This window comes from Tepidimonas ignava (assembly GCF_004342625.1).
Classification (GTDB): Bacteria; Pseudomonadota; Gammaproteobacteria; order Burkholderiales; family Burkholderiaceae_C; genus Tepidimonas; species Tepidimonas ignava.
Window position 1 is genome coordinate 22,461 of the sequence record NZ_SMAH01000003.1, and the last position, 23,521, is coordinate 45,981.

Consider the following 23,521-nt stretch of genomic DNA (forward strand, 5'->3'; position numbering starts at 1 on the left):
CTTTTAACTTAACCTGCACATCACGCAGCCATGAGCATCACCCGCACCACCTTCGACTGGGCCGACCCGTTTTTCCTCGACGACCAACTGAGCGCCGACGAGCGCGCGGTGCGCGATGCCGCGCGCGCGTACTGCCAGGGCAAGCTGGCGCCGCGCGTGCAACAGGCGTTCCGCCACGAGCAGACCGACCGCGCCATCTTCCGCGAGATGGGCGAGCTGGGGCTGTTGGGTCCCACGATCCCCGAGACGTACGGTGGCGCCGGTCTCAACTACGTCAGCTACGGCCTGATTGCGCGCGAGGTCGAGCGCATCGACAGCGGCTACCGCAGCATGATGAGCGTGCAGTCGTCGCTGGTGATGGTGCCGATTTACGAGTTCGGCACCGAAGCACAAAAGCAAAAGTACCTGCCCAAGCTGGCCAGCGGCGAGTGGGTGGGCTGCTTTGGCTTGACCGAGCCCAACCACGGCTCGGATCCGGGCAGCATGGTCACGCGCGCGCGCAAAGTGGCCGGAGGCTGGCGCTTGAGCGGCGCCAAGATGTGGATCACCAACAGCCCGATCGCCGATGTGTTCGTCGTCTGGGCCAAGGACGATGAGGGGCAGATCCGCGGCTTCGTGCTGGAAAAGGGCTGGCCGGGCCTGTCCGCCCCTGCCATCCACGGCAAGGTGGGGCTGCGCACCTCGATCACCGGTGAAATCGTGCTGGACGACGTGTTTTGCCCCGACGACAACGTCTTCCCCGAGGTGCGCGGCCTCAAAGGGCCGTTCACCTGCCTCAACAGCGCGCGCTACGGCATCGCCTGGGGGGCGCTGGGGGCGGCCGAAGACTGCTACCAGCGCGCGCGCCAGTACGTGCTGGACCGCCAGCAGTTCGGCCGGCCGCTGGCAGCGAACCAGTTGATCCAGAAAAAGCTGGCCGACATGCTGACCGAAATCGGCATTGGGCTGCAGGCCTGCCTGCGGCTGGGGCGGCTCAAGGACGAGGGCAAAGCACCGGTGGAGCTGACCAGCGTGTGCAAGCGCAACTCGTGCGGCAAGGCGCTGGACATCGCCCGTATGGCGCGCGACATGATGGGGGGCAACGGCATCAGCGACGAGTACGGCGTGGCGCGCCACCTGGTCAACCTGGAGGTCGTCAACACCTACGAAGGCACGCACGACATCCACGCGCTGATTCTGGGCCGCGCCATCACCGGCATCGCGGCGTTTGCCAACTGAGCGCACCATGCAACCCACCACCACGCCGCCGCGCCCCCTGGCTGGGGTGCGCGTGCTGGACCTTTCACGCGTGCTGGCCGGCCCCTGGGCCAGCCAGATCCTGGCCGACTACGGCGCCGACGTGCTCAAAGTGGAACGCCCCGGCGCCGGCGACGACACCCGTGCCTGGGGCCCGCCCTGGTGGGGCGAAGGGCCCGCGCGCCAGTCGGCCTATTTCATCTGCGCCAACCGCGGCAAACGCTCGGTGGCCATCGACATCACCCAGCCCGAGGGCATCGCGCAGGTGCGCGCACTGGCGGCGCAGGCCGACGTGCTGCTGGAAAACTACAAAGTCGGCCAACTGGCCAAATACGGGCTGGACGCCGCCAGCCTCACCGCCCTCAACCCGCGGCTGGTGTACTGCTCGATCACCGGCTACGGTCAGCACGGTCCGCTGGCGCACAAGGCCGGCTACGACTTTGCCATCCAGGCCGAGGGGGGCTTGATGAGCATCACCGGCCAGCCCGACGGCGAGCCCCTCAAGGTGGGGGTGGCGGTGGTCGACGTGATGACCGGCCTGTACGCCACCACCGCGATCTTGGCGGCGCTGCACGAGCGCCAACACACCGGGCGCGGGCGCGTGCTGGACGTGGCGCTGTTCGACGTGCAGGTGGCGATGCTGGCCAACCAGGCCGCCAACCAGTTGGTCGGCGGTGTGACGCCGCGGCGCCTGGGCAACGCGCACCCCAACATCGTGCCGTACCAGGCGTTTGCCACCGCGGACGGCCACCTGGTGCTGGCGGTGGGCAACGACGCCCAGTTTGCCCGCTTTTGCGAGGTGGCCGGCCACCCCGAGCTGGCGCAGGATCCCCGCTTTGCCACCAACCCGGCGCGCGTACAGCATCGCGACGAACTGGTACCCCGCATCGCGCAGTGGCTGCGCACGCGCAGCAGCGCCGCCTGGGCCGAGGCGCTGGACGCCGTGGGTGTGCCCTGCGCCCCCATCCATGACATTGCGCAGGTCATGGCCCACCCCCACACCCGCGCGCGTGGCCTGGTGCTGGAGGGCACGGCGCAGCAACCACCGATGGTGGCGCACCCGGTGTGCTTCGATGGCCAGCGCCCTCGCTCCCCGCTGCCCCCCCCACCGTTGGGCAACGCCACGCCAGCGTGGATGCACCAGCGCCCAGCGCCGCGGGCGGAGGATTGAGCTGGCCGGGGTTGCCGTCTTGCTTCGACATCGCGATACGGTGTGCGCTACCGCTGACGGTGCGTGGCGACGCTGTACCGGTTGGTCTGACCCCACAGCTGGGGCGCGGGTTGTCACCTTGTGTACCGGCGTGGGCCATGCAGGCGCGCTACAGTTACCCCATCACGCTGCCGCGGGCGCGCACTGACGCGCCGTGACCGAAGGACCTGACCGATGGACATGAAAACCTCCCCGCTGTCGCTGTTGAAGGACCCGACGCTGCTCAAAACCGACGCGCTCATCGATGGGCGCTGGGTTGCGGGTGAAGCGCGCTTCGATGTCATCGACCCCGCCACCGGCGCCAAACTGGCCGACGTCGCCTGCCTGGGCCCGGCGGACGCCGAAGCGGCCATCGCCGCCGCCAACGCCGCCTGGCCGGCCTGGCGCAACAAGACCGCCAAAGAGCGCGCCAACATCCTGCGGCGTTGGTACGAGCTGCTGATGGCGCACCAGGACGACCTGGGCCGCCTGATGACCGCCGAGCAAGGCAAGCCGCTGCCCGAGGCCAAAGGCGAGGTGGCCTACGGCGCCAGCTTTGTCGAGTGGTTTGCCGAGGAGGCCAAGCGCGTCAACGGCGAGACGTTGCCCACGTTCGACAACAACCGCCGGCTGCTGGTGCTCAAGCAGCCCATCGGGGTGTGCGCGGCCATCACGCCCTGGAACTTCCCGCTGGCGATGATCACACGCAAGGTTGCCCCGGCGCTGGCGGCAGGCTGCACGGTGGTCATCAAGCCGGCCGAGCAAACGCCACTGACCGCGCTGGCGGCGGCCGAGCTGGCGCTGCGTGCGGGCATTCCGGCGGGGGTGCTGAACGTGCTCACCAGCGACGGCCCGGGCAGCGTGGCCATCGGCCAAGTGCTGTGCGCCAGCCCCGTGGTGCGGCACCTGAGCTTCACCGGCTCCACCGAGGTGGGCCGCATCCTGATGGCGCAAAGCGCGCCGACGATCAAAAAACTGTCGCTGGAGCTGGGCGGCAACGCGCCCTTCATCGTCTTCGACGATGCCGACATCGACAGCGCCGTCGAGGGTGCGTTTGCCAGCAAATACCGCAACGCCGGCCAGACCTGCGTGTGCTCCAACCGCATCTACGTGCAAGAGGGGGTGTACGAAGCGTTCGTGCACAAGTTCGCCGCCAAGGTGGCCACGGCCAAGGTGGGCAACGGCTTCGAGGAGGGCGTCAACCAGGGCCCGCTGATCGAAGAGGCCGCGGTGGAGAAGGTCCAACGCCACGTCGATGACGCGCTGGCCAAGGGGGCGCGGTTGCTGACCGGCGGCCAACGGCTCGGGGGGCTGTTTTACGCCCCCACGGTGGTGGCCGACGCCACGCCCGAGATGCTGTGCGCGCGCGAGGAGACGTTCGGACCGTTTGCGCCGGTGTTCAAGTTCCGCACCGAAGACGAGGTGGTGCGCATGGCCAACGACACCGAGTACGGCCTGGCGGGCTACTTTTACAGCCGCGACATCGGCCGCATTCTGCGTGTGGCCGAGGCGCTGGAGTACGGCATGGTCGGGGTCAACGTCGGCATCTTGGCCACCGAGCACGTGCCGTTCGGGGGTGTCAAGCAGTCTGGCCTGGGACGCGAAGGCTCGCACCACGGCATCGACGAGTACGTCGAAATCAAATACGTGTGCATCGGCGACGTGCTCAAGTGAGCTGGCCGGGGCCGCCACCGCGCGCCGGTGCGGGCGGGTTGGGCTACAATAGCGCCCAGCTTGAGCGGCTGTCGTTCAATGGTAGGACCTGAGCTTCCCAAGCTCAAGACGTGGGTTCGATTCCCATCAGCCGCTCCAACCCGATGCAAGCCCGCGCCCGCCGGGCTTTTTGTTTGCGCCGACGTCCTGTCGGCGTGTCCCCGACGCGCAGGAACGCCACCCCATGTTCAAAAACCTGACCGTGTTGCGGCTCGGCCAGCCCCTGCACGCCACGCTGGAGCAGGTGGAACAAGCGCTGCAAGCCCAGCCCTTCGTGCCGTGCGGCCCCACGCAAACCGAAAGCCATGGGTGGGTGCCGCCACGCGGCGAGCCCCATGCGCCGCTGGTGGAGTCGGTGGCGGGCCACTGGCTGATGCGCTGGCGGCTGGAGACCAAACGGGTGCCCGCGGCCGTGGTCAAGCGCGAGCTGCAGGCGCGCTGCGCTCAGATCGAAGCCGCCGAAGGGCGCCAGCCCGGTCGGCGCGAACAACGCGACCTCAAAGAGCAAATCACCCAGGAGCTGCTGCCGCTGGCGTTTGCCCAGGCCACCGAGGTGGCGGTGTGGCTGGATGCGCGCGCGCAGCGGCTGATGCTCGACACCACGACGGCACGGCGGGTCGACGCGGTGACGACGGCGTTGGTCAAGGCCATCGACGGGCTGCGGCTGGAGCCGCTGAGCACTGCGCTGGCGCCCGCCAGCGCGATGACGGGCTGGCTGGCGGCCGAGCCGCAGGACTGGCCCGCGCACTTTGCCCCCGGGCGTGAGGTGGAACTCAAAGGCGACGGCGACAGCCCGCCGGTGGTGCGCTTTGCCCGCCACGTGCTGGATGTGGAGCAGATGCGCCAGCACCTGGCGCAGGGCAAGCGCCCCACCCGGCTGGCGCTGGACTGGGACGGCCGTGTGCAGTTTGTGCTGACCGAGTCGCTGCAACTGCGCCGCATCGCGTTTGCGGACGGTGTGTTCGAGCGCGACGGCCAGGCCGAGGGCGACCGTGGCTTCGACGCCGACGCCGCGCTGGCCACCGGTGAGCTCAGCGCCCTGCTGGACGACCTCGTCGCCGCGCTGGGCGGCCTGCAGGCGGGCGCAGCGGCGCTCAGCCCTTGAGCACGGCGCCGCTGCCGTCGCGCACACGCACGTCGATCGGGATGCCCTCGCGCACGCTCATCGAGACGGTGCAAAAATCTTCGAACTGGGCCAGGATGCGCTCGAGGTGCTCGTAGTCGGCACCCGGGCGCTCGAGTTGGATCTCGACCTCGATGCGCTGGATGCGCAGCCGCCCCTGCGCGTTGCGATCCACCGTGGAGCGGGCCGTGGCGCGCAGCGCACCGGGGTCGTTTTTGAACTTGCTCAGCGCAAAGGTGAGGCTGGCCGACAGGCAGTTGGCCACCGCCGCCAGCAGCAGGTGGTTCGGCGTCGGCCCCTGACCCTGCCCCAGCGGCGGCGGCTCGTCGCTGAACACGGCGGGCAGCGCCGCGCCAAAGTCGATCTCAAACTGGTACCCGCTGCGGCGGGTCAAGGTCACGGTCACGTTCTGGGCCATACTGGGGATACTCCTAGGTCAGAAGGCAGGCGGGTTTGCGTTTTATCAAACCCGTCATCGCTCACGGCAACCATCATACATACCCTGTAGAGTACCTGTAGGAGGCAACCGTGACTTCGCCACGATTGGACCGACGCGCCGCCCTGGCGCGCATGGCCGCCATCGCCAGCGGCGCCGCTGCCCTGGGTGGGACGGCCACCCTGCCCCGCGGCGCGCACGCCGCGCCCCCATCAACGGTGAAAACATCCGCCCGCATCGCCATCGTCGGGGCCGGCGCCGCGGGCCTGGCCAGCGCGTCGCGCCTGGCCAAACGGCTGCAGGGTGCGCAGATCACGTTGATCGACGCCCGGCGCGAGCACTTGTACCAGCCGGGCTTCACCTTGGTCGGGGCGGGCATCAAGCCCGCGTCGTACGTGCTGTCGAGCACCCAGGACTATATCCCCCAGGGCGTCGATTGGGTGCAGCAAGCCGCGGCCGAAATCGACCCCGAGGCCCGCAAAGTCGTGACGACCGACGGGCGCACCATCCCCTACGACTACCTGATCGTGGCCTGCGGGCTGGAGCTGAATTACGGCGCCATCGAGGGCATGGACATCGCGCTGATCGGCAAAGAGGGCATCGGCAGCGTGTACCACAGCCCGCAGGCGGCCGAACTGACGTGGCAGTCGATGCAACGCTTCGCCAACCAGGGTGGTGTGGCGCTGATGGGGCGCCCCCACACCGACATGAAGTGCGCCGGCGCGCCGCTGAAGTACACCTTCATCACCGACGACCGCCTGCGCCGCGCCGGCCAGCGCGGCCGGGCCGAGCTGCACTACCTGGCGCCGCAAAAAACCTTGTTCTCGGTGCCGATCGTGGCCGAGAAGGTGCGCATGCTGTTCGCCCAGCGCGGTATCCAAACCCACATGGAACACCGCCTCGTGGCGCTGGACCCCGGTCGGCGCATCGCGACCTACGAAACCCCCGCGGGGCGCACCGAGCTGCGCTGGGACTTCATCCACGTGGTGCCGCCGATGCGCGCCCCGGCGGTGGTGCGCAACAGCCCGCTGCCGTGGCAGGACGGTCCGTTCGCACGCGAAAGCTGGCTGGAGGTGGATCGCGAGACCCTGCGGCACAAGCGCTACGCCAACGTCTTTGGCCTGGGCGACATCGCCGGTGTGCCCAAGGGCAAAACCGCGGCCAGTGTCAAGTGGCAGGTGCCCGTTGCCGTCGATCACTTGGTTGGCGACCTGGCCGGACGCCCTTCTGAGGAGCGTTACAACGGCTACACCTCGTGCCCCTTGATCACCCGCCTGGGGCGCGCGATGTTGATCGAGTTCGACTACCACGACAACCTGTACGAATCGTTCCCCGGCTTCATCGCCCCGCTGGAGGAGCTGTGGGTGAGCTGGGTCATGAAGACGATGGCCCTCAAGCCCACCTACATCAGCATGCTGCGTGGCCGCGCCTGAGCCCCGCTGGAGGAGTCCACGATGAAAGAGTACGACCCGATGGTGTTTTTGGCGGTGTTTCAGGAAATGCTGGGCCCGCTGCTGTGGCTGCTGCCGTTGTTGGCGCTGGCGGCGGTGGTCGGCTTCGTCTGGGTGTGGCGGCGCGAGGGCGCCCTGGTCTCGCGCCGCTTGGTGCGCGCCGAACTGCTCGGACTGCTGGGTGGCGGGCTGGCCCTGGTGATCATGGCCATCGTGTCATCGTCTGGCTTCACCGACGCGGCCGGTCCGGCGGACTGGTTTTTGATCCTGATCGTGTACGGCGTGGGTTTCGTCGCCACCACCGTGGCCGCCTACACCGTGCTGGGCCTGCTGTGGCCCAAGCCCCGCGCGTGATGGCGTTGAAGCCCCCTCGGTGCGGCGTGGTGCCGGCACCGCTGGGGCGGGGCGGCCCGTGGCCGTGGGGCGCGATGGCATCCCCTAGAATCGGGGCCCCCACGACACCCAGCCGCCCGCCCGCGCATGTCGCTGCCCCCCGAGACCGACGCCGACGCCAGCCCCTTCGAGGCGTTTTTCCGCGACCCTGACGCCGCGCTGGGCACCTCGGTCGGGTGGGCGCTGGCCGAGCGCGCGCCGCTGATCGAAGCGCTGCGCGGCCTGCTCTCCGGCCCGGCGGCCTGGGTGCGGTTGCGGTTGTGGTGTTTTTTGGAGCTGGCCACGATCGCGCAAGGACGGCTGGACCGCGAGGCGTTGCAGCAGCGCTTCCACGCGGTGCAACCCGCGGCGCTGGAGCAGGTGCTCAAGCGCCTGCGCGAGCTGGGGTTGCTGGCCTGGGACGCCACCGCGCACGACTACACGCTGCCGCCCTTGGCGCGCCAATTGCACGCGCTGCTGGCCCCCTTGGCCCAGCCGCCCAGCGACGACGACGAGCTGGCGCCGCTGCTGGCGCAGGCCGCCGGCGCCCATGCGCTGGGGCTGACCCAGCCCGCGCAACTGCAGCACCTGCACGCGCAACTGGCGCGGCTGCACGACGATTTTGAGGAGGCGATCACCAGCGGCTCCGAAGCGCGGCTGCGCGCGGTGCAGCCGCGCTTTGAGCGCGCGCTGGGCTTGGTGGAGCGCGCCGGCGAGGCCTTGACCGCGCTGATCCGCAGCGGCAGCGACCACCCCCGGCTGGAGCGCGAGGCGCGCGCGCTGGGCTACGCGCAGGCACGCTTGCTGGCCATGGCCAGCCAGTTCCACCGCGCGCTGCAGCAGCTTGACCGCCAACGCGTCACGCTGGGCAGCACCGGGGTGACCAGCTCCGACGTACGCGACTGGCTGCGCGGCTTGCCGGCGGCACAGCTGGCGCGGCTGGCCGAGGGCGCACTGCTGCACGGGGTGGCCCCGGTGTTCGTCAGCCAGCACGACCTGCTCGACGTCGCCGAGGCCGAGTGGGAGCGCGACCGCCCCGACCCCGCGCGCAGCCAAGCGTTGCCACCCCCGCACCGCGCCGGCACCGGGGACCTGGACGTGCCCCCACCGCCGGCCGAGTTGTTGGCGCTGATCGACGCGCTGACCCGCTGGCGTGAAGCCCAACCCCACCCCCACCCGCTGCCCGAGGCGGTGCTGGGTGGGCGTTACGCGCAGGCGGCCTACCGCCTGCAACTGCTGCCTTTGCTGGGCGACGCGCAGGCTGCGGCGCTGCAAGGCCCCACCGGCACGCTGGCACGCAGCGGCTGGCGTGCCGAGTTCAGCCCCACCACGATCGCGGTGGACGACGCCGCCGTGCAGCGCGTCAGCGACGGCACGCTGCTGCCCCCGCAACCTCTGGACACCCCCGGACCATGACGCAACCCGACGACGCCGCCCTGCTCGCCGCCGAACTGTTGGCGCGCCGCTGGCTGCCGCGCCAGCACCCGCGCGTGCGCCGTGCCTTGGTCGATGCCGACCTGTGGGCCGCCGTGCAAGACCGGCTGGCCGCGGTGGGGCTGCGGCTGGTGGACAACATCTACGCCGACCATGTCACCGTGGCGCTGCTGCGCCCGGTGGAAAACGCCGTCTTCGGCGACACGGGGCTGGCCACGCACAACAACATCGACCTGCCGCGCGACGCCATTTCGCTGCTGGTGGTGCTGTGGGCGCTGATCGTGCTGCCCAAGCGGGAGCGACAAGCCGCGCGGCAAGGCGACGCGGGCCAAGCCGAAATGTTCGCCGCCGAGCGGCCGCTGCCTGCGGCACGGCAGACCAGCCCGGTGGTGGCCTACCGCGCGCTGCTGGCCGACTTCGGTGCCCAGCTCGGGCGCAAAACACGCCTGGACGCCAACCTCAAACGGCTGGAAAACCACGGCTTCATCGTTCGCCGCGGCGACGACATCGCCGAAGGCCCGCTGCTGGACCTGTTGCTGGACTACGACGTGCTGGCGCCGCGCGTGCTGGAGGGCACGCTGGCCGAGGTGCTGCAACGCGCGCGCCAGCGCGTGCTGGTCGAGCCCGACGCGCTGCCCGTGGACACCCCCGGACCCGACGCCGAAGCCTCCACCACCGATTGACGCCAAGCCCTATGTTTCACCTCAAGAGCCTGGAGCTGCTGCACTGGGACTACTGCCAGCGCCTGACGCTGCCGCTGGACGGCGCCATCATCACGGTGGCTGGCCCCAACGGGTCGGGCAAAACCACCCTGCTGGACGCCATGCGCACCCTGCTGGGCCTGGAATGCTCGGGCGGGCGCAGCTACAAAACCTACGCACGCCACGCCAACGCCGACAGCGTATGGCTGCGCGCCACGGTGGACAACCGCCCGCGCACGCGCCAAAGCTCCAGCCGCCCCTTTGCGCGCAGCCTGCTGTACGCCGACGAGGTGACGCTGGCGTGCCACATCGCGCGCAACGGCGGCGACTGGCAGCGCCGCTACTGGATGGGCGACGGCGACGTCCCCATCGAAGCGCTGCTGCAGCGCCCGGAGCGCGAGTGGCTGGGGCTGGAAGCCTGGCGCCGCCGGCTGGAAAGCGCCGGGCTGAGCCGCGCCATCGCGCGCGTGCTGGCGCTGGAGCAAGGCCAAACCGACCGGCTGTGCGAATACTCGCCGCGCGAGCTGCTGCGGCTGGTGTTCGACGTTTTTGGCGACCAGGAGGTGCTGGACCGCTACGAAGAAGCGCGCCGCCACCAACAGGCCGTGGCGGCCGAGCTGGAAGCTGCGCAGCGCGAGCTGGCCCACGGCCAGGCCCAACTGGCGGAACTGGCCAGCCGCGTCAACCTGTACCGCCAGTGGCAGGCCCGCGTACGCGAACGCGACGCGCTGCAGCACGACATCATCCCCGCGCTGCAGTGGCATGGCGCGCGCCGCGACGCCGCCCAGCGGCTGTGGCAGGCCCACCGTCAACGTCAGCGCCTGGCACCCCTGGCGCAGCGTCTGGCCGCCCAACGGCAGGCCCTGGCGGCGCTGCACGAGCGCTGGCAGCAGGCCCGTCAGGTGCTGCACGGCGCCGACCAAGCCTACCAGGCCGCGCGCGACGACGCCGAGCGCCTGGGACGCCAACGCGACGTGCTGCACGACACCCTGCAACAGCAAGCCCGGCTGCAGGCGCTGGCCGCCATCGACACCGACCACGGTGAGCTGCAACGCCGCCTCGACGCCCTGGTGGCCCAGGCGCAGCCGCTGCAAGCGCGGCTGGCGGCGCTGCAGCAGGAACGTCATCAACTCAGCACCGAGCGCGACCAGCTCAGCGACGGGCGCCGTGCCCCGCCCCCACCGCCCGACGTGGAGGCGTTTTTGCGCGAGCTGCGCCGCGCCAACATCGGCCACCATGTCGTGGCCGACGTCATCGACATCGCCGACGAGCGCTGGCGCGCCGCGGCCGAAGGCGTGCTGCGCGGCCTGCGCTGGGTGGTCGTGCTGGATCATGCCGACACGCAGGCCGAGGCCATGGCGTTGGCCGAGCGGCTGCGCTACCGGCATTACGTCGTGCCCCACGGTGACGCGGTGCCCGCCGACGTGCCACGCGACAGCCTGCTGGCGGTGCTGCGCGTGCGCGACACCCTGCCCGGCTGGATGATCGAAACGCTGCGGCGCATCCGCCGCGTCGCCAACATCGACGAAGGCTTGCGCCTCGGCGGCGAGTGGATCACCCCCCAAGCCTACTGGCGCGATGGGCGCGGCGGCCGCAGCGTGTGGATCGAGCCGCGCGAGCACCAGTTTGGCGCCGCCGCCGTGCAGGCTCGCCGTCAGGCGCTGGACGAGCGGTTGGCCCAGCTGGACACCGAACACGCCCGCCTGCTGCAGCGCTTGCAACCGCTGCAACACGACATCGATGCCGTGCAGCAGGCGCTGCGCGGCGTCGGCGCGGCGCAGCAGCTTGCGCAACGCGCGACCGAATTTCAGCAGGCCCAAGCCGCCCTGCAGGCCCTGCAACCCGCGCTGGCCGACGCCCAGACCCGCATGGCGCAAGCCCTGCAGCAGCTCGAAGCGGCGCGGGCGCGCGAGCGTGAGCTGGACCGCCAGTACCACGCCGACCAGCAGCAGCTGCAGCACGACCAAAGCACGCTGGACGAGCAAACCCGCCATGCCATGGCCGCCCTGCGCCGCGCCCGTGACGAGGCGGCGGCGTTGCGCCGCGACCGCTGCCCCCTGCCAGCGTCGTGGCGGCACAGCGCCGCCGTGCAGCCGTGGTGGGCGCAGTACGGCAGCGCCGAGGGCGCGCGCAACGAACTGGCGCGGCTGCAACGCGACCTGGACGAAGGCCAGTGGGAGACCGACCCCAGCGTCGAAGAGCGCCACACGCTGATGCAGGCCAACGTCGTGCAGCAAGAACTCATCGTGCGCGAGCGCCAAGCCGGCAACGCTGCGGCGGCGCGCGCCGTCGACAACGCGCGCGAGCGCTACATCGACGTGCTGCGCTCCACCGTGCGGCGCTACCGAAAAAACATCGTCGAGCTGGGCCAACTGGCCGGCGTCGAGGTGCACGCCGAGCTGCCGCACCTGGACAACGACGACACCGTGCTGCGCCAGGCCGAGCTCAAGGTGCACTTCAACTTCGACGGCAAGGGCCACATTGGCCTCAACGACGGCGAAGCCTCGGGCGGCCAGCAGGTCATCAAGTCGCTGATCCTGCTGGTTGGCCTGTTGAAAGACGACGAGACCCCGGGCGGCTTTGTCTTCATCGACGAGCCGTTTGCCCACTTGGACGTGCGCAACATCCAGCTGGTCGGGCACTTCCTCAAGTCCACCCGCGCGCAGTACGTGCTGACCACCCCGATCACGCACAACGTCGAGGTGTTCGAACCCGCCGACATCACGCTGGTGACCAGCAAAAAACCCGCCGGCGCGCGCTGGGCGCCCCCCATCGGCGTGCTGCAACGCCGCCCGGCCTGACGCACCATGCCCACCGACTGGAACATCGTCGAGCATGGCCGCCACGCGCGCCTGCGCCAGCGTGTCGCCGCGCCTGACCCGGCGTCGCTGGCATGGATATCTCCGGAGCAGCGCGACATCCTGGCGCGCTGGCTGCCGTCGGACGCCACCACGCGGCGCCGGGACAGCCTGATGCGGCTGGCGGGCGCGCACCGTCTGGAGAGCGCCGAGGCACTGGCCTCATGGTTGCTGGAGCACGGCTGGGTGCGATGGCACGAACGCTGGCAGCGTGGCCGCTGGAGCTGGGAGGCCCTCTCGTGGCGCGATCTGGACACCTTGCGCGCCGAGCTGGGCGTTCAGGGACACCAGCAGCGCCGCGACGCTCGGCACGCCCTCGTGCAAACGCTGGCCGACTGGGCGGAGCGCTTGCCGACCGATGGCGCGACCACCGACGCGATCGTGGCCATGCACCGCCGGGCCGTGCAGGTGCTGCGCGACGAAGCCGCGCAAACCCCACTGCCCACGTTACGGTCGCGCGCGCACTGCGTGCAGACCCTGTGGATGTGGGGCCAGCAGCGCCGCACCGGTACACGCCGCGATTTTGCGCTGCAAGTCACCGGATCGACCAAGGGCCTCAGCCCCGCGGACTGGCAGTGGCTGGCGCGCCACTTCGACCTCGAGGCTTGGGGCGTGAGCGCCTTTGCGCCCGTGCTCTGGCTCGCGGGGCAGGCCCGGCTGTGTTGGCCCCATGGCCACGGCGTCGACTTGGCAGCGCTGCATATGGTGGCCGTGCCCATGGACGATGTGCGCGCCGTAGGAGCGCTGCAACCGCCGCCCCAGCGTTGGTGGTTGATCGAAAACCGCGCCAGTTTCGAGCGCCAGGCCGGCCAACGCGACGGCGACACACTGCTGGTGTGGATGCCGGGGCGTACCTCGCAGGCGTGGCAAGACACCTTGCTGCACCTGGTCCGACAGGCCCCCGCACCGCTGGCCATCAGTTGCGACCTGGACCCCGCCGGGCTGGAAATGGCGCTGGCGCTGGGGCAGTGCTGGCAAGCCCTGGGGCAGCCGTGGGCACCTTGGCGCATGGAGGCGCAGCATCTGGACGCCGCCGACACGCAACCGCTGGGCGACGACGACCGCCAGCGGCTTGCACGGCTGCTGGCACGCGACGACCTGCCCGCCGCCTTGCGGGCACTGGCGTTGCACATGCAACACACGGGCCGCAAGGCCGAACAGGAGGCTTGGTTGTGATCGTTGGTGAAGCACTTTGGGTTTCCACCGGCGTGGTGGCGCTGGCGGAGATGGGCGACAAAACGCAACTGCTGGCGCTGCTGCTGGCGGCGCGGTTTCGGCGTCCCTGGCCGATTGTGGCGGGCATCGTCGCGGCCACCGTGGTCAACCACGCGCTGGCCGGGGCCGTCGGGGCGTGGCTGGCCTCGGCGGTCAGCCCCGCGGTGCTGCGTTGGGGATTGGGGCTGTCGTTCTTGGCCATGGCGGGCTGGATGTTGATCCCCGACAAGGTGGACGAGGACGAGGTGCGCATCCCCCCGCGCTGGGGCGTCTTTGGTGCGACGCTGGTGGCGTTTTTTCTGGCCGAAATGGCTGACAAGACGCAAATCGCCACCGTGGCGCTCACCATCCACTACGCCGCACCGGTGCTGGTGGTGGTGGGCACGACGCTGGGCATGCTGCTGGCCGACGTGCCGGCCGTGTTCGTGGGTGACCGGCTGGCGCGGCGGGTTCCCATGAAGGTGGTGCACGCCATCGCCGCGGCCGTGTTTGCCGCGCTGGGCGTGGTGACATTGCTGGGCGTTGGCGAGCGCCTGGACTTTTGACAGGGCGCGCACGCTGGGCCACAATCGCATACATTCGTGCATGCTTATGCAGCAGCGCGGCATGAGCACACCGCAGCGGCTGTCCCATCCGGAGACCCTCATGCAGCAACCCTCTCTTACCCGCCGACACTGGCTGCGCACCGTCGCGGGCGCTTCCGCCGGGGTGGCCACGCTGGCGGCGGTGCCCGAAGTGCGGCTGTTCGCGCAACAGTTGCAGGATTTCATCGAAGGCCCACCGGTGCCCGACGTCAAGCCCGAGCGCCTCAGCCCCCACGTGTGGATGATCTACGCCCGCGACGGCTTCCCCACGCCGGACAACCGCGGCGTCATGGCCAACGTGGTGTTTGTCGTCACCTCGGTCGGCGTGGTGGTGCTGGACTCGGGCTGCTCGCTGCAGCACGGCCAGATGGCCATCCGCATGATCCGCACCGTCACCGACAAGCCGGTGGTGGCGATTTTCAACAGCCACTACCACGGTGACCACTGGCTGGGCAACCACGCCTTCGTGGAGGCCTTCGGGGCGCAGCTGCCCATTTACGCCCTGCCGCACACGATCGAGCAAATTCGCGGCGCGGAGGGCAACCTGTGGCGCAGCCTGATGGAGCGCTGGACCAACCAGGCAACGATGGGCACCAAGGTGGTGCCCCCCAACCAGGCCACCGAGCACGGGCGCACCTACCGCTTTGGCGACGTGACGCTGCGCATGCACCACTACGGCCGCGCACACACGCCGTCGGACCTGTGCATCGAAGTGGTCGAGGATCGCTTCACCTACGTGGGCGACATCGCGATGGAAAACCGCATCGCCAACATCGACGACGGCTCCTACCCGGGCACCTTCAAGTACTACGAGGCGCTGCAGCGGTCCGCCGGTGAGCAACTGTGGTGGCCCGGCCACGGCCGCGGCAGCAAGACGCTGCTCAACGACTACGGCACCTTCCTGCGCGGCATCTGGGAGCCCTGCGTGCAGGCGGTCAAAGACGGCGTGCCGCTGGAAAGGGCCAAGGAGCTGGTGCTCAAAGACCCGCGCGTGCAGACACGCGCCAAGAACATGGCCGGGTTCGAGTCCAACATCGGCAAGTACACGAGCCTGGCATACCTCGAAGCGGAAAAAGAGCTGTTCTGAGCGTCCGTCAGGACGGGGAGCTCTGCGCACCCCGCAGCGCCCCCGGGGCAGGAAGCTCTGTCCACGTCCGCCACACCGAGGGGCGTCGCAGCCTCGGGCTACTACAATAGTCCCCGATGGGCACTTTGGGCGAAAGCGTGCGCCTGGCGTTCGGGCTGCTGCTGAGCGGCGATGCCGTGCTGTGGCACACCGTTGCGCGTTCGCTGCTGGTCAGCGGACTGGCTTGTGCCTTCGCCTGTGTGGTAGGCCTGCCGCTGAGTGCGTGGCTGGCGTTGGCGCGCTTTGCCGGCCGTGGCGCGGTGGTGACCGTGCTCAACGCGTTGCTGGCGGTGCCTTCGGTGTTGGTGGGGCTGCTGGTGTACCTGCTGCTGTCGCGCTCGGGCCCGCTGGGGCACCTGGGGTGGCTGTTCTCGCTGCACGCCATGGTGTTGGCGCAGGCCCTGCTCGTGCTGCCGCTGGTGGCAGCGCTGACGCGCCAGCTGATCGAGGACGCGCACGCGCGCGGCGGCGAGCAGCTGCAGTCGCTGGGTGCGGGGCGGGCGCTGCGCGCCCTGCTGCTAGCCTGGGACGAGCGCCACGCGCTGCTGACGGTACTGATCACGGTTTTTGGGCGCGCCATTTCCGAAGTGGGCACGGTCATGATCGTGGGCGGCAACATCGAGGGCTATACCCGCGTGATGACGACCGCCATCGCGCTGGAAACCAGCAAGGGCGATCTGCCGCTGGCGCTGGCTCTGGGTCTGGTCTTGCTGCTGGTGGTGTGGGCGTTGCATGCGTTGGTGGCCGTGCTGCGCAGGCTCGGCCAGCGCGGCACGGCAGCCGTGGAGACGGCGGCATGAGTGCGACGCCGGTGTTCGAGCTGCAGGCGGCGGCCGTGCGCCTGGGCGCGGTGCAGGCGCTGCATGCCCTGGATCTGCGCATTCACGCGGGCGAGGCGGTGGCTCTGGTGGGTGCCAACGGCAGCGGCAAGAGCACGCTGCTGCGGCTGCTGCATGGTCTGCAGCCGCCCAGCAGCGGGCGTGTGAGCAGCGTGCCGCTGCGCGCGCAGGCCATGCTGTTTCAACGGCCCTATCTGCTGCGCACCAGCGCGCTGCGCAATGTGGCGCTGGCGCTGTGGCTGCGCGGCGCGCGCTGGACCGACGCCAAGGTGCAGGCCATGCGCGCGCTGCAGCGGGTGGGGCTGGAGGGCCAGGCCAGCCGTGCGGCGCGCACGCTCTCGGGTGGCCAGCAGCAGCGCCTGGCGCTGGCGCGTGCCTGGGCCTTGCAGCCGCAGGTGCTGTTGCTGGACGAGCCCACGGCCAGCCTGGATCCGCACGCCAAGCGCGAGGTGGAGGCGCTGATCGCGCAGTTCATGCAGGGCCGCACGGCAGCGGGCGCGCCGCTGACGCTGGTCTTTGCCAGCCACAACCTGGGCCAGGTCAAGCGCCTGGCCAGTCGCGTGCTGTATCTGGAGCGCGGGCGGCTGTTGGCCGATTTGCCGGTGCGCGAATTCTTCGACCACGAACGGCTGCAGGTGGTATCGCCCGAAGGGGCGCTTTTCGTTAAAGGAGAACTGATATGAGCGGCTCGAAAAAGAGAATCCAAAAGCTGTGGCGCTGGGTCGCAGCCTGGGGCCTGGGGCTGGGCCTGCTGACGGCTGCGGCAGCGCAAAGCATCGTCGTGGCTTCGACGACCTCCACCGAGCAATCGGGTTTGTTCGCGCACCTGCTGCCGCGCTTCACACAGCACAGTGGCATCGCGGTCAAGGTCGTGGCCCTGGGCACGGGGCAGGCGCTGGACATGGCCCGGCGCGGCGATGCGGATGTGGTCTTCGTGCATGACCAGCCGGCCGAGGAGAAGTTTGTGGCCGAAGGTTGGGGTCTGAAGCGCCTGCCGGTGATGTACAACGACTTCGTTCTGATCGGCCCCAAGGCGGACCCGCTAGGGGTCCGTGGCCATGACATCGTGGCGGCGCTGAAGAAGATCAGCGCGGCGGGTGCGCCGTTCATTTCGCGTGGCGACAAAAGCGGCACGCATGCGGCCGAGCTGCGGTATTGGACGCTGGCTGGTGTAGAGGACAAGGGCGCTGGGTACAGGGCCTGTGGCTGCGGCATGGGGCCGGCCCTCAATATCGCTGCCAGCAGTGGTGCCTACGTGCTGGCCGACCGCGGCACCTGGCTGAACTTCAAGAACCGCGCCGACCTGACCATCTTGGTCGAAGGCGACCAGCGCCTGTTCAACCAGTACGGCGTCATCGTGGTCAACCCGGCGCGCCACCCCCACGTCAACGTGCGCGATGCCCAGCGCTTTGCCGACTGGCTCGTCTCGCCCCAGGGGCAGCAAGCGATCGCCGACTATCAAATCGCCGGCCAGCCGGTATTTTTCCCGAACGCAGCCCAGCAGGCGAGCAAATGAACCGTCGAATGCCTACACTCGCACCTGCACAGCACTTTTCGCTGTGCAGAACCGGATCATGAAGCTGTACCTCAAACCCGGCGCCTGCTCGCTGGCCGTGCACATCGTGCTGGAGGAGCTGGGCGTGCGCCCTGCGGTGCAGGCCACCCTCAAGGCCGAGGATCTGGCCTGAGCATCAGGCCGCGGTGTCGGGCTCATCGCGGCGCTGGGCCAGCCGGCGATAGACGGTGGCGCGGCTGATGCCCAGACGCCGCGCCGCTTCGGCCACGTTGCCTCCGGCTTCGGCGACGGCCTGACGGATCAGGGCCGCCTCGCGGCTGCGCAGCGGCACCGCCGCCGCGCCAACGGCCGCGCCAGCGTCGGCGCCACCGGTTTGCGCCCACACCAGCACCCGCAGGCCGCCCCAGGTCGGCACCTCCAGCGGCGGGCGCTGGCGCCGTGCAGCGTCGAACAGCATCGCCACCGGCAGCGCCAGCACCTCGCTGGCGTGCGGCCACGGCGCGCCGATGTCCAGCATGTGGGCCGCAGTTCGGTTGGCCGCCACGATCATGCCCTCACCGTCCAGCGCCAGCAGCCCGTCGTCATCGTCGCCGGGCAGGTGGCCGGGCCACGTCAGCCGCAGGCGCAGCGTGTGCGACTGGGCCAGCACCAACGCGTTTTCGATACGGCGCGCCGTCACCGCCACCAGGTGCTTCAGCGCCCGACGCTCGGGCGCGAGCACCCCGGTCAAATCCAGCATCCCCAGGCAAGCGCCGTCCGGCCCCCACAGCGGCGCGCCCGCGCACGAGTACACCGCGGTGTCTTCAAAAAAATGCTCGCCGCGGTGCAGCCACACCGGCGTAAGTTCGGCCAACGCAGCGCCGATGGCGGTGGTGCCCACGGTGCGCTCCGACAGGTCCACCCCGACGCGGGCGATCGCGTGCACGTGCACGTTGTGGTCATCGACCGGCCCATGCACGTCGATGACGACGCCGTCGGCGTTGGTCAGCAGCGCGAAGTAGCCGGTGTCGTGCATCGCCCGGCCCAGCGTTTGTTCGATCACCGGGGCCGCCACCCGACGCAGCTCGGCGCTGGCCTGCAGCGCCCGCCGTTGCGCCGCGGCGCTGACGGCGTCGAACGTGATGCGCTCGCGCGGCGAGCGCCCCCACGCCAGGCAGCGCTGCCACGACGCCACGATCCACGGCTCCACGGCCGCGCTGGCCGGCGCTGGCCCCTCGTGCAGCAACCACCGCCGGCGCGCCTGCTCGATGGCGCGCAAGCGCTCGCCCGCGGCGGCGGGGGCCACACGGTGCTCGACGCCTTGCGCCATGGTGCGGTTGTCTCCTGGTGCGGCCGCGAGCCGGCCACGGTGTCGCATTTTGAGAATTTCGCACCGCCCTGGGGTAAACCCTAGGTGGTGCGGGGTTTTGTGCTGCCAAGAATAGCGCAAAACCCACACGCGGGTGGGGATGCCCCGCGCACCACCAGGAGACACACCATGCAGAAGATGCTGCACATCGACCCGGCCAAGTGCACCGGCTGCCTCTCGTGCGAGATGGCGTGCTCGTACGAAAACTATGGCGTCTTTGCCACCGCCAAGTCCCGCATCAAGGTGTTTGACTTCCACCACACCGGCCGCAAGGTGCCCTACACCTGCACCCAGTGCGACGAAGCCTGGTGCTTGCACGCCTGCCCGGTGGAGGCCATCACGGTGGACAAGGTCACCGGCGCCAAGGTGGTCAGCGAATCGACCTGCGTGGGCTGCAAGGTGTGCACGATCGCCTGCCCCTTTGGCACGATCAACTACGTGGCCGAAACCGGCAAGGTGCAAAAGTGCGACCTGTGCGGCGGCCAGCCCGCGTGCGCCGAGGCCTGCCCCACCGGCGCCATCACCTTCATCGACGCCAATTGGACCGGCCTGGGCAAGATGCAGCAGTGGGCCGACAAGCTCGGCAACCAGCCCGCCGCCGCCACGGCGTGAGCGCCGTCCCATCGTTCCGTCACACAACGCCAACGCTTGCAAGGAGACCGATCATGGCCTGGGCCGGAAAACTTTTGCGTGTCAACCTCACCGCCGGCACCTGCACGCCGGAGCCGCTCAACATGACCTGGGCGCGCCAGTACCTCGGCTCGCGCGGGCTGGGCAGCAAATACCTGGTCGAAGAAGTCGACCCCAAGGTCGATCCGCTGTCGCCGGACAACAAAATCATCTGGGCCACGGGGCCGCTGACCGGCACGATGGCCTCCACCGGCGGGCGCTACACCGTCATCACCAAGGGGCCGCTGACCGGCGCCATCGCCTGCTCCAACTCCGGCGGCTACTGGGGCGCGGAGCTCAAGGCGGCTGGGTGGGACATGATCATCTTCGAGGGCAAGTCGCCCACGCCGGTGTACCTGTACATTCAGGACGACGTGGCCGAGCTGCGTGACGCCTCGCACCTGTGGGGCAAGAGCGTGTGGGACACCGAGCACATCCTCAAGACCAGCCTGCAAGACCCGCTGCTGCGCATCTCCAGCATCGGGCGCGCCGGCGAAAACCAGGTGCTGTTCGCCTGCGTCGTCAACGACCTGCACCGCGCCGCGGGGCGCTCGGGCGTGGGCGCGGTGGCCGGCAGCAAAAACCTCAAGGCCATCGCGGTGCGCGGCACCAAGGGCGTGGGCAACATCCGCGACCCGCAGGCCTTCATGCAGGCCACGCGCGCCGCCAAAAAGGTGCTGGCCGACAACGCCGTCACGGGTCAGGGCCTGCCCAAATACGGCACCCAGGTGCTGATGAACGTCATCAACGAAATCGGCGCGCTGCCCACACGCAACCACCGCGACGTGCAGTTCGAAGGCGCCAACGACATCTCGGCCGAGGCCATGCTCAAGCCACGCCCCACCGACGGCAAGCCGCACCTGGTCACCAACCAGGCCTGCTTTGGCTGCACGATCGCCTGCGGGCGCATCAGCAAAATCGACGAAACCCACTTCAGCGTGCAAAACAAGCCTCAGTACTGGGGCGCCAGCGGCGGCCTGGAGTACGAAGCCGCCTGGGCGTTGGGGGCGGCCAACGGCGTCAACGACCTCGAGGCCCTGCAATACGCCAACCTCATCTGCAACGAGCACGGCATGGACCCCATCAGCTTCGGCGCCACGGTAGGCGCGGTCATGGAGCTGTACGAACTGGGGGTGCTGACCAAAGAGCAAATCGGCCTCGAAGCCCCGTTTGGCTCGGCGCGGGCGCTGTGCGAGCTGGCCGACATGACCGCCAACGGCATCGGCTTTGGCAAGGAAATCGCCCTGGGCTCCAAGCGGCTGTGCGCCAAATACGGCCACCCCGAGCTGTCAATGAGCGTCAAGGGCCAGGAATTCCCTGCCTACGACAGCCGCGGCATCCAAGGCATGGGGTTGGCCTACGCCACCAGCAACCGCGGCGCGTGCCACCTGCGCGGCTACACGGTGGCCTCGGAGGTGCTGGGCATCCCCGTCAAGACCGACCCACACAGCACCGAGGGCAAACCCGAGCTGGTCAAAGCGTTCCAGGACGCCACGGCAGCGTTCGACTCGGCCGGCATTTGCATCTTCACCAGCTTTGCCTGGACGCTGGCCGACGTCGCCCCGCAGGTGGCCGCCGCCTGTGGCGAGGAGTTCACCGTGCAGGAGCTCGAGCGCATCGGCGAGCGCATCTGGAACCTGGAGCGCGAGTTCAACAACCGCGCCGGCTTCACCGCCGCCGACGACACGCTGCCGCCACGGCTGCTCAACGAGCCGGCCAAGACCGGCCCGGCCAAGGGGTTGACCAACAAGCTGCCCGAGATGCTGCCCAAGTACTACGAAGTGCGCGGCTGGGACGCCCAAGGGCGGCCCACGGCGGAGACGAAAGCACGTCTGGGCCTGTGACCATGCGGCACCACGTCATCCTGGGCGCAGGCCCGGCAGGCGTCATCGCGGCCGAAACCATCCGCAAGCACGCGCCGCACGACCGCGTCACGCTGGTGGGCGACGAGCCCGAGCCGCCCTACTCGCGCATGGCCATCCCCTACCTGCTGGTGGGCAACATCGACGAGCGCGGCACCTACCTGCGCAAGCACCCTGGGCATTACGCGGCGCTGGGCATCGACTGCGTGGCGGGCCGCGCCACGGCGGTGGACACCCAAGCGTGCCGCGTCACGCTGCACGACGGCCGCACGCTGGAGTACGACCGGCTGCTGCTGGCCACCGGCTCGCGCCCCGTCAAGCCTCCCATCCCCGGCGTCACGCTGCCGGGTGTGCACCACTGCTGGACGCTGGCCGACGCGCGCGCCATCCAGGCACTGGCCAAGCCTGGTGCGCGCGTGCTGCAACTGGGCGCGGGCTTCATCGGCTGCATCATCATGGAAGCGCTCAAGCAGCGGGGTGTGCAGCTGACGGTGGTGGAAATGGGCGATCGCATGGTGCCGCGCATGATGGGGCCGACCGCCGGCGGCATGATCCGGCACTGGTGCGAACGCCAAGGCGTGCGCGTGCTCACCCAAACGCGCATCGAAGCCATCGAGCGGGCCGCGCCGCTGCGCGTGCGTCTGTCCGACGGCCAGCACGTCGAGGCCGACCTTGTCATCATCGCCGCCGGTGTCAAGCCGGCGATCGAGTTCCTGCAAGCCAGCGACATCCGCTGCCTGCAAGGTGTGCTCACCGACGAGCACATGCAAACCAACGTCCCCGGCGTGTACGCCGCCGGCGACTGCGCCGAAGCCTTCGACAAGGTCAGCGGCACCACCATCGTCAGCGCCATCCAACCCAACGCCGCCGAGCAAGCGCGCGTGGCCGCGCTCAACATGGTGGGGCTGCGCGCCGAGCTGCGCGGCGTCACCCAAATCAACGTGCTCGACACCCTGGGACTGATCTCGACCAGCTTCGGCCACTGGCAGGGTGTGCCGGGTGGCGAGCGGGCCGAAGTGGTGGACGAGGTCCACCACAAGGTGGTGAGCCTGGCCTTTCACGGCGACCGGGTGGTGGGCTGCAACACGGTGGGCTGGACCGACCACGTGGGTGCCCTGCGCGGTTTGGTCGAAGGCCAAGTGCGGCTGGGGGCCTGGAAAGAGGCGCTGCTGCGCGACCCCACGCAGTTCGCGGCGGCGTACCTGGCCTGCGCGCAAAGCCAGCACCGCTGGAGCGGCGCGCTCGATGGCGGGCGGCGCTAGCATCGCAGCATGAACGTCACCCTCAAGCTGTTCGCAACGCTCAGCGACCATCTACCGGCCGGCGCCCAGGGCAATCAAATCGTGTTGCCTGTGGCGCCGGGCACCACGGTGCAGCAGCTCATCGAGCGGCTGCACCTGCCGCCCAAGCTCGTGCACCTGGTGCTGGTCAACGGCGTGTACATCCCGCCCGAGGCGCGCGCCGCCCGCGCGCTGACCGACGGCGACACCTTGGCCATCTGGCCGCCGATCGCGGGCGGATGAACGACGGCGCACCTCCGGTCCCTTTGGCGGCCCGGGCCGATGCAACGCGCGACGTCACCGCCAGCGCGGCGGAGTGGCGGCGCTTGGTGCGTCTGGCCACCGGCGTCGACCTTGCCGCCGACGCCAGCGCGTGCACGCTGCCCGTCGAGGGTGGCCAGGTGACGCTGTCGTGGCGACCGCTGCCGCCGTTGGCGTTGGGCCTGATGCGCCTGGAGCGCTTGCGCGTCCACGCCGCGTTCAGCCCCGACGTCACCCCTGAGGCGCGCCAGACCTTTTGGCGCCATTTCGATTTGCACACCCGGCGGGGTGGGGGCTGAGCCGGCGTC

At 69.7% G+C, this 23,521-nt stretch carries 22 protein-coding genes and 1 tRNA gene; 21 read left to right on the plus strand and 2 right to left on the minus strand.

Annotated elements, in window-relative coordinates; genetic code table 11:
- Nucleotides 1-30 precede the first annotated feature (30 nt).
- From EDC36_RS02690 to EDC36_RS02710, 5 genes are all read left to right on the plus strand, one after another.
- On the plus strand, nt 31-1,218 hold the full coding sequence (locus tag EDC36_RS02690) for an acyl-CoA dehydrogenase (RefSeq protein WP_132961733.1): 1,188 nt from the start codon (nt 31-33) through the stop codon (nt 1,216-1,218).
- Nucleotides 1,219-1,225: 7 nt separating this feature from the next.
- Nucleotides 1,226-2,407 (plus strand): CaiB/BaiF CoA transferase family protein, encoded by a 1,182-nt coding sequence (locus EDC36_RS02695; RefSeq protein WP_132961734.1) that lies wholly within the window; start codon nt 1,226-1,228, stop codon nt 2,405-2,407.
- Nucleotides 2,408-2,620: 213 nt separating this feature from the next.
- On the plus strand, nt 2,621-4,099 hold the full coding sequence (locus tag EDC36_RS02700) for an NAD-dependent succinate-semialdehyde dehydrogenase (protein WP_132961735.1): 1,479 nt from the start codon (nt 2,621-2,623) through the stop codon (nt 4,097-4,099).
- A gap of 64 nt (nt 4,100-4,163) precedes the next feature.
- Nucleotides 4,164-4,237, plus strand: a tRNA-Gly gene (locus tag EDC36_RS02705).
- An 85-nt stretch (nt 4,238-4,322) separates the two neighbouring features.
- Nucleotides 4,323-5,243, plus strand: coding sequence for a recombination-associated protein RdgC (locus tag EDC36_RS02710; protein ID WP_132961736.1), 921 nt, complete (start codon nt 4,323-4,325; stop codon nt 5,241-5,243).
- On the opposite strand, the gene EDC36_RS02715 is transcribed toward EDC36_RS02710, so the two are convergent.
- The gene (locus EDC36_RS02715) at nt 5,233-5,679 is read right to left on the minus strand and encodes an OsmC family protein (protein WP_132961737.1); all 447 of its coding nucleotides are present in this window, start codon (nt 5,677-5,679) and stop codon (nt 5,233-5,235) included. The genes EDC36_RS02710 and EDC36_RS02715 overlap by 11 nt on opposite strands.
- A gap of 110 nt (nt 5,680-5,789) precedes the next feature.
- On the opposite strand from EDC36_RS02715, the gene EDC36_RS02720 reads away from it, so the two are divergent.
- From EDC36_RS02720 to EDC36_RS02770, 11 genes are all read left to right on the plus strand, one after another.
- Entirely contained in the window at nt 5,790-7,130 is a 1,341-nt protein-coding gene (locus tag EDC36_RS02720) for an NAD(P)/FAD-dependent oxidoreductase (RefSeq protein ID WP_243646445.1), read from the plus strand.
- A gap of 21 nt (nt 7,131-7,151) precedes the next feature.
- Complete coding sequence (locus EDC36_RS02725; protein ID WP_132961738.1) at nt 7,152-7,502, plus strand: DUF5368 family protein; 351 nt, start codon at nt 7,152-7,154, stop codon at nt 7,500-7,502.
- A gap of 126 nt (nt 7,503-7,628) precedes the next feature.
- The gene (locus EDC36_RS02730) at nt 7,629-8,936 is read left to right on the plus strand and encodes a DNA recombination RmuC family protein (protein WP_243646446.1); all 1,308 of its coding nucleotides are present in this window, start codon (nt 7,629-7,631) and stop codon (nt 8,934-8,936) included.
- A complete protein-coding gene (locus EDC36_RS02735) occupies nt 8,933-9,637 on the plus strand; it encodes a DUF4194 domain-containing protein (RefSeq protein WP_243646447.1) in 705 nt (234 codons plus the stop codon). Before EDC36_RS02730 ends, EDC36_RS02735 begins: the two co-directional genes overlap by 4 nt.
- Nucleotides 9,638-9,648: 11 nt before the next feature.
- Nucleotides 9,649-12,456: an ATP-binding protein gene (locus tag EDC36_RS02740; RefSeq protein ID WP_132961739.1), complete on the plus strand. Its 2,808-nt coding sequence runs from the start codon at nt 9,649-9,651 to the stop codon at nt 12,454-12,456.
- A 6-nt stretch (nt 12,457-12,462) separates the two neighbouring features.
- Nucleotides 12,463-13,689 carry a DUF2399 domain-containing protein gene (locus EDC36_RS02745; RefSeq protein WP_132961740.1) on the plus strand — a complete coding sequence of 409 codons (1,227 nt, stop codon included), beginning with the start codon at nt 12,463-12,465 and terminating at the stop codon, nt 13,687-13,689.
- Nucleotides 13,686-14,273, plus strand: coding sequence for a TMEM165/GDT1 family protein (locus EDC36_RS02750; RefSeq protein ID WP_260680220.1), 588 nt, complete (start codon nt 13,686-13,688; stop codon nt 14,271-14,273). Before EDC36_RS02745 ends, EDC36_RS02750 begins: the two co-directional genes overlap by 4 nt.
- 61 nt (nt 14,274-14,334) lie before the next feature.
- Entirely contained in the window at nt 14,335-15,399 is a 1,065-nt protein-coding gene (locus EDC36_RS02755; RefSeq protein ID WP_243646448.1) for an MBL fold metallo-hydrolase, read from the plus strand.
- A 116-nt stretch (nt 15,400-15,515) separates the two neighbouring features.
- Nucleotides 15,516-16,238: an ABC transporter permease gene (locus EDC36_RS02760; protein ID WP_132961741.1), complete on the plus strand. Its 723-nt coding sequence runs from the start codon at nt 15,516-15,518 to the stop codon at nt 16,236-16,238.
- Nucleotides 16,235-16,960, plus strand: coding sequence for an ATP-binding cassette domain-containing protein (locus EDC36_RS02765; RefSeq protein ID WP_132961742.1), 726 nt, complete (start codon nt 16,235-16,237; stop codon nt 16,958-16,960). The genes EDC36_RS02760 and EDC36_RS02765 overlap by 4 nt, the downstream gene beginning before the upstream one ends.
- On the plus strand, nt 16,957-17,793 hold the full coding sequence (locus EDC36_RS02770; RefSeq protein WP_132961743.1) for an ABC transporter substrate-binding protein: 837 nt from the start codon (nt 16,957-16,959) through the stop codon (nt 17,791-17,793). The genes EDC36_RS02765 and EDC36_RS02770 overlap by 4 nt, the downstream gene beginning before the upstream one ends.
- Nucleotides 17,794-17,968: 175 nt before the next feature.
- Here EDC36_RS02770 and EDC36_RS02775 read toward each other — a convergent pair whose 3' ends face one another.
- Nucleotides 17,969-19,102 carry a helix-turn-helix domain-containing protein gene (locus tag EDC36_RS02775; RefSeq protein WP_132961744.1) on the minus strand — a complete coding sequence of 378 codons (1,134 nt, stop codon included), beginning with the start codon at nt 19,100-19,102 and terminating at the stop codon, nt 17,969-17,971.
- Nucleotides 19,103-19,270: 168 nt separating this feature from the next.
- On the opposite strand from EDC36_RS02775, the gene EDC36_RS02780 reads away from it, so the two are divergent.
- Genes EDC36_RS02780 through EDC36_RS02800 form a run of 5 tightly spaced genes read left to right on the plus strand, consistent with a single transcriptional unit; the run spans nt 19,271 to nt 23,512 of the window.
- Complete coding sequence (locus tag EDC36_RS02780) at nt 19,271-19,753, plus strand: 4Fe-4S dicluster domain-containing protein (protein ID WP_132961745.1); 483 nt, start codon at nt 19,271-19,273, stop codon at nt 19,751-19,753.
- A 53-nt stretch (nt 19,754-19,806) separates the two neighbouring features.
- Nucleotides 19,807-21,654, plus strand: a complete 1,848-nt coding sequence (locus tag EDC36_RS02785; RefSeq protein WP_132961746.1) for an aldehyde ferredoxin oxidoreductase family protein — start codon at nt 19,807-19,809, stop codon at nt 21,652-21,654.
- A 2-nt stretch (nt 21,655-21,656) separates the two neighbouring features.
- Nucleotides 21,657-22,934: an NAD(P)/FAD-dependent oxidoreductase gene (locus tag EDC36_RS02790; RefSeq protein ID WP_132961747.1), complete on the plus strand. Its 1,278-nt coding sequence runs from the start codon at nt 21,657-21,659 to the stop codon at nt 22,932-22,934.
- A 9-nt stretch (nt 22,935-22,943) separates the two neighbouring features.
- Entirely contained in the window at nt 22,944-23,195 is a 252-nt protein-coding gene (locus EDC36_RS02795) for a MoaD/ThiS family protein (protein WP_132961748.1), read from the plus strand.
- Nucleotides 23,192-23,512, plus strand: coding sequence for a hypothetical protein (locus EDC36_RS02800; protein WP_132961749.1), 321 nt, complete (start codon nt 23,192-23,194; stop codon nt 23,510-23,512). Before EDC36_RS02795 ends, EDC36_RS02800 begins: the two co-directional genes overlap by 4 nt.
- Nucleotides 23,513-23,521: the final 9 nt, after the last annotated feature.

Coding starts and splice junctions, on each gene's coding strand:
- EDC36_RS02690 (WP_132961733.1), top strand. CDS start 31: ATGAGCATCACCCGCACCACCTTCGACTGGGCCGACCCGTTTTTCCTC.
- EDC36_RS02695 (WP_132961734.1), top strand. CDS start 1,226: ATGCAACCCACCACCACGCCGCCGCGCCCCCTGGCTGGGGTGCGCGTG.
- EDC36_RS02700 (WP_132961735.1), top strand. CDS start 2,621: ATGGACATGAAAACCTCCCCGCTGTCGCTGTTGAAGGACCCGACGCTG.
- EDC36_RS02710 (WP_132961736.1), top strand. CDS start 4,323: ATGTTCAAAAACCTGACCGTGTTGCGGCTCGGCCAGCCCCTGCACGCC.
- EDC36_RS02715 (WP_132961737.1), bottom strand. CDS start 5,679: ATGGCCCAGAACGTGACCGTGACCTTGACCCGCCGCAGCGGGTACCAG.
- EDC36_RS02725 (WP_132961738.1), top strand. CDS start 7,152: ATGAAAGAGTACGACCCGATGGTGTTTTTGGCGGTGTTTCAGGAAATG.
- EDC36_RS02730 (WP_243646446.1), top strand. CDS start 7,629: ATGTCGCTGCCCCCCGAGACCGACGCCGACGCCAGCCCCTTCGAGGCG.
- EDC36_RS02735 (WP_243646447.1), top strand. CDS start 8,933: ATGACGCAACCCGACGACGCCGCCCTGCTCGCCGCCGAACTGTTGGCG.
- EDC36_RS02740 (WP_132961739.1), top strand. CDS start 9,649: ATGTTTCACCTCAAGAGCCTGGAGCTGCTGCACTGGGACTACTGCCAG.
- EDC36_RS02745 (WP_132961740.1), top strand. CDS start 12,463: ATGCCCACCGACTGGAACATCGTCGAGCATGGCCGCCACGCGCGCCTG.
- EDC36_RS02755 (WP_243646448.1), top strand. CDS start 14,335: ATGAGCACACCGCAGCGGCTGTCCCATCCGGAGACCCTCATGCAGCAA.
- EDC36_RS02760 (WP_132961741.1), top strand. CDS start 15,516: ATGGGCACTTTGGGCGAAAGCGTGCGCCTGGCGTTCGGGCTGCTGCTG.
- EDC36_RS02765 (WP_132961742.1), top strand. CDS start 16,235: ATGAGTGCGACGCCGGTGTTCGAGCTGCAGGCGGCGGCCGTGCGCCTG.
- EDC36_RS02770 (WP_132961743.1), top strand. CDS start 16,957: ATGAGCGGCTCGAAAAAGAGAATCCAAAAGCTGTGGCGCTGGGTCGCA.
- EDC36_RS02775 (WP_132961744.1), bottom strand. CDS start 19,102: ATGGCGCAAGGCGTCGAGCACCGTGTGGCCCCCGCCGCCGCGGGCGAG.
- EDC36_RS02780 (WP_132961745.1), top strand. CDS start 19,271: ATGCAGAAGATGCTGCACATCGACCCGGCCAAGTGCACCGGCTGCCTC.
- EDC36_RS02785 (WP_132961746.1), top strand. CDS start 19,807: ATGGCCTGGGCCGGAAAACTTTTGCGTGTCAACCTCACCGCCGGCACC.
- EDC36_RS02790 (WP_132961747.1), top strand. CDS start 21,657: ATGCGGCACCACGTCATCCTGGGCGCAGGCCCGGCAGGCGTCATCGCG.
- EDC36_RS02795 (WP_132961748.1), top strand. CDS start 22,944: ATGAACGTCACCCTCAAGCTGTTCGCAACGCTCAGCGACCATCTACCG.
- EDC36_RS02800 (WP_132961749.1), top strand. CDS start 23,192: ATGAACGACGGCGCACCTCCGGTCCCTTTGGCGGCCCGGGCCGATGCA.